Raw genomic sequence first — 10,809 nt, 5'->3', positions numbered from 1 at the left:
TGTGAACTCGTGCCGACTCTTTGCGATACACAGCTCCAAATCATCAAACAAGATAAAGATTTTTACGACTGGATAAAAGAACCATTTAATGAAGAATTACCCGAATTTAAAGGCGTAGAAGAACGCAAAGGCATAGAGCAAAAACGTACCGTAGATTTTGGCAGTGCCTCATGCCCAACACCTATCGAGATTAATACCATCTTAGCAGGTAATTTACGTCTATCATTCCAACCATGGTGCGACTTTGCCGCCATGATTAAATACTTAGTTCTTGCAGCTGCTTATCTGCTCGCAATCCGTATCAACTTGGGGGTAATCCGTGGCTAAATTATTATCTGTTGTCCTTGTTTGGGTTCTGTCATCGGTGATTTTCCGTATACTCGCTGCGCTCGGTATCGGTTTCTTTACTTATAAAGGCGTAGTTAATTTAGTTGATGAAGGTATTGCCCGCTTGCAGCCTTTGTTATCTCAATTGCCTGCTGCTGTCCTTGATTTATTAGCCATTGCTGGCGTACCTGAGGGCTTATCTATCATTGTGAGTGCATTAGCAACCGCTGCTGCCTTCCATGCTGCAAAAGTATTTGTAGGAGTTGTAACATGATAACGCTGATGACCGCCGTACCTGGTTCAGGTAAAACCCTATACGCTATCAGCCTCATTGATGAAGCCAATAAATCAGGTCGGGCTGTGTATCAAAACATCGACGGCTTAAAACCTGAAATGTTTGATAATCCCAGCATCATCTTTGATGCGCCTGCCGACTGGCGTGATACGCCTGACGGCTCGCTGGTAATTTATGACGAATGCCAACAACCACACCTTTACCCAGCAAATGCTAAACGTGGCTTAGTTGAGGATGAGCGCCTTACGGCAATGGAAACTCATCGTCATACAGGGCATGACCTCGTATTCATTACGCAAGCCCCTACATTCGTGCATCATCATGTACGCAAACTGGCTGGACAGCACATACACTTCTACCGCGCAAGGGGAATACACGGCGCCATGCGCTATGAATGGTCGCACGTCTGCGACAGCCCGAACGATCGCAAAGAACAACAACGCGCTGACAGCGTCATGTGGAAATTTCCCAAGCAGTATTATGAGTATTATCAAAGTGCGACCATACACACGCACAAGTTTCGGATGCCTGCAAAGCTGAAATTACTGCTATGCTTCCTCGTGCCAGCCTTGGTATATCTTGGCTACAGATTCATGTACTTCAGCATGATAAAGCCATCCGAACCAGCACTAGCAAAGGCATCAGCTGCGGAACAAGTTGCATCAACACCGACACTGCAAACAGAGCAACAAGCAAACGTACCAAATTCGCCGTATAACTGGACGAACACGCCAGAAACTGTGCCAGTTATGGGCTGTGCTGCAAATCGTAAAATAAACAGATGTATGTGCTTTGGTGCGAACGGTGTTACATTACATATGCCTCATGCTCAGTGTTTGACCGTTATTAACAGTCCGCTGCCCAGAGGTATAACAGTTAAACAACAAAGTTATTGAGAGGATTTATGAATTATAAGAAAGCAAAGTATATTTTAGCCATTTCGGACTTTATTCCTTTAGCGAAAGAAATTCATCACAAAAATATTAAAGTTATGGAAAATATTTTGGCTATAGAGGATATTATTGATACGAAAGAAGGTATTAGTAAAAAAGAGGAGCTTATTTCAGAGTATGAAAAAGATGTATCAAGTTTGATTTTTGATAACAAAAATTTATTCCCATTTCTTATTGATTATTTAGAAAACATTCACCAAATTTACGGTAGTCGCTTAGAGCGAAATTTATGGGCATTTGGGGGCTGGTTTTGCGGCAGTTTTGCCGCGATGTTGCTAATTAAGTATGTATTTCACTGACCCGCAAGGGTAGTTTATTCCATCCCCTTCTGTAGAAAAGACCCTGTTTTTTTGCGCTTGTCAAGGGCGTTTGAGCATAGCGAAAACGGCGCAGCTTCCCTTGACAAGCACAGCAAAAAATAAAGGGTATGATTTACAGAAGGGGAGGAATAATAACAATTTAATTTTTGCCTGCATCAATCATGTTCTGCATGAAGCATGACTTCGAACTATAGATTTGATGATGCAGGCATTTTTAATCCCTACAGTATCTTGGCGCAGGACGCCGTATTCATAAGGTTACCCTCATGATTTATATTGGTTTAGACATTTCAAAATATAGCATAGACGTTTGCGAACTTAATGGCGATAGCGCTAAAAGCTATCAGCTTGACAATAGTCCAGCGGGGTATAATGAACTAATAAACAGGTTGAATAATCTATCTGATAAAATCCATGTGTGTTGTGAATATACAGGTATCTACTATTACGCGATAGCTAATGCGCTATACCAAGCGAATATTACTATCAGCGTTGTTAACGCATACAGCATAAAATCCTATGCCCGACTAACTCTAAGTCGTACCAAAACAGATAAACAAGACGCCAAACTGATTGCGCAATATTGTAAAATTAACCAGCCTGAACCATGGCAACCGCCAAAAGAGCAAGCGCAAATGCTCAAAAACTTAACAAGACGACTAGAACAATTGACAAAACTGCGCACTATGGAACTCAACCGCCAAAAAGTTGCTGAAACTTGCGTATCTGAATCTATCGAAATCATATTGAGCGCATTAAACCAAGAAATTAATCGAATAGAACAGCAACTGCAAAACTATATCAGCCAATCCGCAGAACTTAATAACCAACAACAGCGACTTACTACAATTATAGGCATTGGTAAAAAAACAGCTAACGTGCTTTTATCGGTACTATGCGAAATTGAGCGGTTCCCCAGCTATAATCATCTTGTGAGTTACCTAGGCTTATCGCCCATCATCGTTGAATCTGGGAGCAGTGTGCGGAGCAAAAGCCGAATATCTAAGATGGGCGATAAATTTGTTCGGAAAAGTCTGTATTTACCAGCATTAACAGCGTGTAAAAGGTCAAAATTATTTAAGCCATGGTTTGAATATCACCAGTCTAGAGGTAAACATCCTAAGCAAATATACGTCATGATGATGCGTAAATTAGTCATTTATGCTTATCATGTTATAAAGCACGATACCTATTTTGACCCAAGTAAGATTCAATTTCATAAAAATAATATTATTTAAAATCAAATGGATAAAAATTATTATTTTTTGATACTTGCGTTAAAACACAGTATCTATATTGAGCAAACGCCAAAAAGCGCGCTTGATCCCAATAATATTTTAGATGCGGAAGGCATTCGTAAAATCACGGAATTAACCGCCAAACAAAATATTCAAACCAATATGTTTGAGCGCGACGAAGAGTTAGCGATTAAAAAGAAAAATGTGGAAACGCGCGAAGCGATGTTGGAGTTAGAACGTCAACAAGCAGATGCTGAAGCCAAACAAGCGCGAGAAGTGGCGAGCTTACGGGCGCGTGAGGAAGCAGAAACGCGTAAAGTACAAGAAGAACGTCGTAAAGGGGAAATGGCGTTTATTTTGAGTGAACAAGAACTTTCGGTACAACGTGAAAATCAGCAGCGAGAAGTAGAAGTTGCCGCACAAAATCGTCAGCGGGCAGTAGCGATTGAAATTGAGAAAGTGAACCGTGCGCGTGAGTTAGAAATTGTGGCACGCGAACGCGATGTGCAATTACAACGCATTGAAGCAGAGAAAGCGATTGAGCAACAAAAACAAGAAATTGCTAATGTGATTCGGGAACGTATTGCGGTTGATAAAACGGTGGCGATTGAGGAAGAGCGTATCAATGAAGTTCGCCAAGTTTCTGAAGCCGAGCGCGCAAAACAAGTGCGTATTTTAGAAGCTGAAGCGGAAGCCGAAGAACGCAAAGTCCATGCGGTTAAACAAGCAGAAGCTGATGAGCTGGCTTCTAAGCATCGCGCAATAGAAGTCACCACAATGGCTCAAGCCAATTTAGAAGCCGCTGTCAAAAATGCCGATGCGAAGAAGAAAATGGCAGAAGGGATTCAAGCAGAGCGTGCAGCTTATGGTTTAGCAGAAGCGCGTATTCGTGAAGCTAACGCGATTGCCGAAGAAAAAGAAGGCATGGCACAGGCAAATGTTATTCGCGCTAAAGGCGAGGCTTCCGCTTTGGCAGAAGAAAAAGAGGGTATGGCACAAGCAGGCGTGATTCGTGCAAAAGGGGAGGCAAGTGCAGAAGTGACTCGCTTACAAGGTAATGCCGAAGCAGAAAGCACACTTGCCCGATTTAAAGCAGAAGCAAGTGGTTTAATTGAGAAATTTGAAGCGATGAATACGATGACAGATGAATCTCGCGGTCATGAAGAGTATCGAATGAACCTTGATACGCGTTTACGCGAAACTTTAGCTGCGATTGAGGCGGGTAAAGCAGTTTCTCAAGAAAATGCAAAAATCCTCGCCTTGGCATTGGAAAAAGCAAAAATCGATATTGTTGGCGGTGAGCAACATTTCTTTGATACTTTTGCAAAATCCTTGTCTTTAGGTAAAGCCATTGATGGTTTATCGGATAAAAGCGAGATTGTGAGTAGTTTGTTGAGCCGCTTTTTAACCAATAATGAAGCGAAAAGGACTTCGCAAAACAAGCAAAATAATCCGCCATCGCCGCCGAATTTGCTTTCATAAAACAAATCGTGCAACTCACCAACGTGTTATGAACAATAAAAATAATGCGTTGGTTGGGTTTTCCCATCATGACGAATAAACGAGAACTGCACCATGACCGATGCTAATCAAACGCCACAAACGGCTGAAAGCGCCGCAGAGCAAACCGTTAATCAAGCCGTTTCTGAAAGCAATGCCTATACCCTCATTCGTCAGCGCTTAATTGAGCAGAGCAATACGCTGATTGCGCAAACGCAAGCACTTAACCAAGCGCGTGAGCAAAGCTTTGGGCTAAGTGAAATGCACGTTGATGGGCGCATTCGAGTACGTACAGAAAATAATTGTATCGCTCGCGACATGGTGCAAATTGGTGAACATTTGCTATTTGGCTATAACGTCTTTATCGGTTTGAAACCAGAAACAAAGGTTAGCGATGTTTTTAGCTTAATTCATGTTGAGGATACAGAAACTGGACAAGCAAGCGCAGAGCCCTTGCCGTTAGAGGGAACGTTTTTAGATGAGGCGCGTTTTAAAAGCGATTTTGAAGAGCTGTATCGCTATTATAAACAGACTAGCCTGACCGAACTCACCCATAAAGACGGTAAACTATTAGCTGCTTTCCAAATTGGAGAACGTCGTGAAGATATCCGTGTTTTTCGTTGGCAAACCGATGCCAATGGTGTACCCGTTGAATACATTGATAATCGTGGAGAGCGTGATATTGAGATGCCGCCACGTCATGATTTTGCGTGGCATTCTGTGGGGCGTGAACAGCTAAGCGAAGGCAGTAATCCGCATTTAAACGTCAATAACATGTTATTCGTACGTGCGCAAAATGGAGAATTAGGCATTTATTGTGAAGACAATACCCCGCAAGGCAAACTATTGCTCAGTGAAACTTTAAAAGAGCGCACGCAATCGTTAAATGATATTGACATCCAATATGGCGAACGCGCAGGCTTTTTGCTCTTAAAAATCACGCCCTATCGCGAAGACGCGCGTTATTACTACTACAATTTACTCACTGGCATACTGACCCGAGAAGACCTCATTGGCGCTTCTTGCGTGGCACTACCAGAAGACCATGGCATTATTTTCCCTGGTGGTTATACTTTACAAAGTGGCGAACAAAAGCGCTTTGATGCCCGTCCGCATATGCGTATTAAAAAACACATTCGCTCACCCAACGGCGAAGATTTCCTCTATATTTTCTACAATCCTGATAAAGGCATCTTTGGGTTATACGCTTACAATCTCATCAATAAAACCCTACAAAATCCCATTTATGGGCATGGTTACGCGCTCGCAGCCAATGGACGCTTAACACTCTTTACCGCTGAAGAAAGCCCGACGCGTACCCATCCCATGCAAATCTGGCAGACGCCTTATTACAGCGATGAATATGCCGATACCCGTCCCATAGACGATAATCCGTTAAGCCATATTGGCAATCCAGAACTAGTCCGTGGGATTTCAGACTTATATAGCATTAGTCGCTTGATTGATAAACAGACGGTTAGCATGACCATTTACGAGCATTTGCGCCAAAGTATTATTGCGGTAAGTGACCATCATTATTGGCTAACAGACCCAGCAACTTGCCAACATCCTGCAATAGCGCCGTTAAAAGCAACATTAGATAGCTTATACCAAACCAGTGAAGCCATTATTGATGAATTCGAGAAAATCGAAACCATTCGACAGCAAAGCGAGCAAGCGCTCAATGATGCTGCGCAAGCACAACAGAACCTACTGCGCACCATTCACACGCGCAGTCATGACCATATTGGACAATACGCGCTAAGCCTAAGTGAAATTCGTCATGCACAAGGAAAACTGATTACCCTTGGTGAACGTCGTTACATTGACCAAGAAAAACTGGCGCAACTCAACCAAACCTTACAAACTGAGCAACAAAGCTTTGCAAGCAAAGCAGCACAGCATCTTGCCGATAATAATGCCTTTGCGCCTTTCATTGCAGATATAGAGGCGGCTAGCAAACAAATTGAAGGCGCTAATGCGGTGAGCTTACTTGCCCCCATTCAAGCACAACTTGGCGAAACCGCGACCCAGCTTGATGAAATCAGCAAACTTGCGCAAACATTAGACATTACCGATGCCAACGAACGCACTCGCATTATTGATAACCTTACCCAAATATACGCGAATCTCAATCAACAACGCGCCCGCTTGCGACAGAAAAAACAAAATCTTGGAGAAAGCGAAAATGCCGCACAATTTGCCGCACAAATTAACCTACTGGCACAAAGCACGGGCAATGCGCTTAATGAAGCGGACACACCTGAAGCCTGCGATAGCGCCCTAAGCCGTTTACTCATTCAATTAGAAAGCCTAGAAAGCCTAGAAAGCCAATTTGGTGAGCAAGACGCCTACCTCAGCGCTATTTTTGAAAAACGCGAAGATATCCAAAGCACTTTTGAAGCACGTCGGCAGCAGCTACTTGATGCGCGGCAACGCAAAGCGCAACAACAAAGCGATGCTGCTGAGCGTTTACTGGAAACTATTAGCAAACGCTTACAAACCTTTACCGACGAAGACAGCTTAAACAGCTACCTTGCCAGCGATGCACTCATCCACAAATGCCGCGACATCATGGCAAAACTGCGCGACATTCACGAAATCATCCGCGCAGACGATATCGAAGCCAAACTCAAAGCGCTACAAGCGCAAGCCATTCGTAGCTTACGCGATAAAACCGAACTTTATGATGGCGATAGCATTCGCTTAGGGCCTCGCCATCGCTTTAGCGTGAACCAACAAGCACCAGAATTAACGCTAATGCCGCGGGGAGAACATCTCACCTTGCATATTAGCGGCACGCAATACTTTGAACCCTTAGAGCATCCAGAACTCGACGCGCTACGCCCTTATTGGGAAATGAACAGCCCTGCTGAAAGCGCTAACCTATATCGTAGTGAATATTTGGCTTACCAACTGATTGCGCAAGCGCAAGCACAACAAAACGAATTAAACCTAGACCGTTTAGCACAACTGGCACAAGACCCAGAGGCACTACAACAACGCATCAAACAATATGCCGCGACCCATTACGAAGAAAACTACGAAACTGGTATTCATGACCACGATAGCGCGCAAATCCTACAAACCCTGTTACCGATAATCAGTCAAGCTGGCAATCTCAGCTATGCACCGCAATCGCGCGCTTTAGCGATGCTCTATTGGGCAGAAAACAGCGATAGCGCGATTGCTGACCAAGCGCGTGCCGCTGATACCATTGTCGATGCCTTACAGCAAACCCACGCCAAAGAGGCGCTCATTGCTGAACTCATTCCTCAATTGCAGGCGTATGCAGATAAACATAAAATTACAATCAATTCTGCTGAAACAAACGCGAGTGCGAGCTTTTTAGCAGCCGTTTTAGGGGAAGCAAAAGGCGATATAGATATCACCTTCCCACTGAGTAAATATGCTCAACAGTTACGCACTGAACTACCGCAAAACCTCAGCGAAGAACAATGGCGCGACCTACAACAAACCCTAAGCACTCGTAGCATTGCCGCGCGCTATCATCTGGCAAGCCAATGGTTACAAGCCTTATGCGCACAAAAACAACAAGACACGCATTACTTAAACGAAGCCGCTGCCGCGCTTGCCGTTTCAGGCAGCCTCTATCTTGCGCCGAGCGCAGCTGATTTGCGCTATCAAACCGCGCCCCTATTAGGCGAACATTCCTTGCTACAAAACCAGCGATTAAGCGGTTACCTTGATGACTTTATTCAACGCAATATTCATCACCGCGATATTGACCAACCTGCTTATCACCGCTATCGAGAATTGCGTCAACAACTGCTGATTGAGGCGCGGGAACGCTTAGAAATGGACAAACTACAAGCACAGCCACTCAGCAGCTTTGTACGCAACAAACTTATCAACGAACATTATTTGCCTCTCATTGGCGATAACCTCGCCAAACAAATTGGCACGCTAGGGGAGGGGAAACGTACAGACCTAATGGGATTACTTTTGCTCATCTCGCCACCAGGTTATGGTAAAACCACCTTGATGGAATACATTGCCAACCGATTAGGCTTAATCTTCGTTAAAATCAACTGTCCCTCATTAGGACATGACGTTACCTCACTTGACCCGAGTCAAGCACCCAATAGCAGCGCCGCACAAGAACTGATGCGCTTAAACCTTGCCTTGGAAATGGGCAATAACGTCATGCTTTACCTAGACGATATTCAGCACACCAATGCCGAATTCTTACAAAAATTTATCTCATTGTGTGATGGCACGCGTCGTATTGATGGCGTGTGGCAAGGCAAAGCCAAAACCTACGACCTTCGAGGACGAAAATTCGCTATCGTGATGGCAGGAAACCCTTACACCGAAACCGGCGAGGCATTTCATATTCCGGATATGCTGGCAAACCGCGCAGACATTTACAATCTGGGTGAAATTATCGGCAATAGTGCGCAAGCCTTTGCACAAAGCTACCTAGAAAATGCGCTTACCTCGCATCAAGCCCTTGCTCCGCTTGCTTTGCGCAGTAAAGCTGACCTTGAGCAACTCATTGAACACGCAGCAGGTAAACCATTAGATAATAGCCGTTTAGACTATCCCTATAGCCAAGCAGAAATCAATGAAATCATCAGTTTGCTACAAAAAATGCAAGTTGTGCGCGATACTATCTTACGCGTAAACCGTGCTTACATTGATTCTGCCGCACAAGAAGACCGCTACCGCACAGAGCCACCGTTCCGCTTACAAGGTAGCTACCGCAATATGAACAAAATCACTGAAAAACTTTCTACCGCTCTCAGTGATAGCGAACTCGAACAACTGATTGATGACCACTACCAAAGCGAAGCACAGCTACTCAAAGACGGCAGCGAAGCCAATCTACTCAAACTTGACGAACTCCGTGGCAGACTGACTGCTGAACAAGCGCAAAGATGGACAGACATCAAAACCACTTTCCAACGCTTACAAAGCCTTGGTGGTAGCGATAACCCAATGGAAAAAATCGTTGTGCAACTGAAAAATCTGCAGACCGCGATAGAAATGGCTATTGAAAATATGGCTACTACAGCGCGAATACAGGAAGTGAAGGCACAAAATAAAGTTGATGCTATTCGAGCAGAATTGCAAAACATTGGTGAGCAACTCATTCAAAGCAGCAATCAGCAAGCTTTAGCACAAATTGCTGCGCCTTTACAGAATCTGCACACGACTTTACACACCCAAATTGCACAGCCACTCCAAAACCTACAAGAAAGCTTACAAGCCCAAATCACATCAACACAAATTAGCCAAGCGCTAGACAGTATTGCTACGCATCTAGCTCATACCGTAAAATATACGCCAAATTTAGAAAATACCTTAGTACCACTGATTAACCGCTTAGAAACGGCACTCAAACCTTTCTTTGTACAACTCAACCGTAACCTTGATGCGCATTATGCGGTTTACTACAAACTTAACCATTTAAGTGAACAGCTAGAGTCATCGGAAGGAAAAGGCAATATTCAACACAAAAAATTAAAATAGTTATAGCTGAATGAGTTTAGCTTGCATACAAACTGACGAATCACAGACAGCCAACTTCAGTACGGCAAAACGAGCTAACGCTGTATGTGAGTTAAAGACATTTAGCTATAAAGTTTAAAATAATCTTAACAAAAGAATATAAAAAATCCTAATTATTAACAAATAACCATATTAAAAACAGTGTGAGACCTTTTCAAAAAACATAAAATATAGAAATTTCAATGTTTTAAATTTTAAAAACATATTAAAATCATATTGACTCCAATGATAGAAAAGAATTGTTAGAGCTTGGTGTTTGGGTAAATTATTATAGCTAGACTCATTAATAAAATGGATTTCATAGAAAGATTGGAAAGGCAGATCAGATTTAATGTAGTATTTTAGTTATTCTTCTTCGCTCATCCTTGAAGTCCAACCATCTATAGTGCAATCATCTAAAACTCAACCCAATCCAAAGCAGATAAAAGAATAAAGTATCAATACAATCCATCCGCCATTCTTTGCGTATTTGCTTAATCCAAGCCCACATCTTTTCAATGGGATTTAAGTCTGGACTATAAGGGGGTAACCAAACTATCTCATGCCCATGCTCTTCAATGATTGCTTGAATTATCACTGCGTTTATTGAAAAGCGGACATTGTCCCATTGACAATTACACTGTTTTTAGGTAACTTCTAGG

7 protein-coding genes and 1 pseudogene are annotated in these 10,809 nt (G+C 43.2%); 7 read left to right on the top strand and 1 reads right to left on the bottom strand.

The features are described 5' to 3' along the window. The 7 genes and pseudogenes from A5N85_RS15625 to A5N85_RS06635 all read left to right on the top strand — a co-directional run. A partial coding sequence (locus A5N85_RS15625; protein ID WP_211268091.1) for a virulence factor TspB C-terminal domain-related protein occupies positions 1 to 327 on the top strand: 327 nt, incomplete at its 5' end. Further along, complete coding sequence (locus A5N85_RS06660) at positions 320 to 601, top strand: DUF2523 family protein (RefSeq protein ID WP_072576533.1); 282 nt, start codon at positions 320 to 322, stop codon at positions 599 to 601. The genes A5N85_RS15625 and A5N85_RS06660, both read left to right, overlap by 8 nt. Continuing rightward, positions 598 to 1,518, top strand: a complete 921-nt coding sequence (locus A5N85_RS06655) for a zonular occludens toxin domain-containing protein (RefSeq protein WP_072576532.1) — start codon at positions 598 to 600, stop codon at positions 1,516 to 1,518. The genes A5N85_RS06660 and A5N85_RS06655 overlap by 4 nt, the downstream gene beginning before the upstream one ends. 8 nt (positions 1,519 to 1,526) lie before the next feature. After that, positions 1,527 to 1,874 (top strand): hypothetical protein, encoded by a 348-nt coding sequence (locus A5N85_RS06650; RefSeq protein ID WP_072576531.1) that lies wholly within the window; start codon positions 1,527 to 1,529, stop codon positions 1,872 to 1,874. Positions 1,875 to 2,161: 287 nt separating this feature from the next. Beyond that, positions 2,162 to 3,133: an IS110 family RNA-guided transposase gene (locus A5N85_RS06645; RefSeq protein ID WP_072576530.1), complete on the top strand. Its 972-nt coding sequence runs from the start codon at positions 2,162 to 2,164 to the stop codon at positions 3,131 to 3,133. A 54-nt stretch (positions 3,134 to 3,187) separates the two neighbouring features. Further along, positions 3,188 to 4,615, top strand: a pseudogene (locus A5N85_RS06640) (hypothetical protein); the annotation flags it as partial. A gap of 93 nt (positions 4,616 to 4,708) precedes the next feature. Further along, positions 4,709 to 10,129 (top strand): DNA repair ATPase, encoded by a 5,421-nt coding sequence (locus tag A5N85_RS06635; RefSeq protein ID WP_072576528.1) that lies wholly within the window; start codon positions 4,709 to 4,711, stop codon positions 10,127 to 10,129. Between the two features lie 430 nt (positions 10,130 to 10,559). Here the strand turns inward: A5N85_RS06635 and A5N85_RS06630 are convergent, their stop codons facing one another. Next, a complete protein-coding gene (locus A5N85_RS06630) occupies positions 10,560 to 10,745 on the bottom strand; it encodes a transposase (protein ID WP_249023937.1) in 186 nt (61 codons plus the stop codon). Between the last annotated feature and the right edge of the window lie 64 nt (positions 10,746 to 10,809).

The sequence above is a fragment of the Suttonella ornithocola genome (assembly GCF_001889065.1).
Taxonomy (GTDB): Bacteria; Pseudomonadota; Gammaproteobacteria; order Cardiobacteriales; family Cardiobacteriaceae; genus Suttonella_A; species Suttonella_A ornithocola.
The sequence above is the reverse complement of the archived record's forward strand: the minus strand, read 5'-3'. Positions and strand labels throughout refer to the sequence as shown.

Coding starts and splice junctions, on each gene's coding strand:
- A5N85_RS06645 (WP_072576530.1), top strand. CDS start 2,162: ATGATTTATATTGGTTTAGACATTTCAAAATATAGCATAGACGTTTGC.
- A5N85_RS06635 (WP_072576528.1), top strand. CDS start 4,709: ATGACCGATGCTAATCAAACGCCACAAACGGCTGAAAGCGCCGCAGAG.
- A5N85_RS06650 (WP_072576531.1), top strand. CDS start 1,527: ATGAATTATAAGAAAGCAAAGTATATTTTAGCCATTTCGGACTTTATT.
- A5N85_RS06655 (WP_072576532.1), top strand. CDS start 598: ATGATAACGCTGATGACCGCCGTACCTGGTTCAGGTAAAACCCTATAC.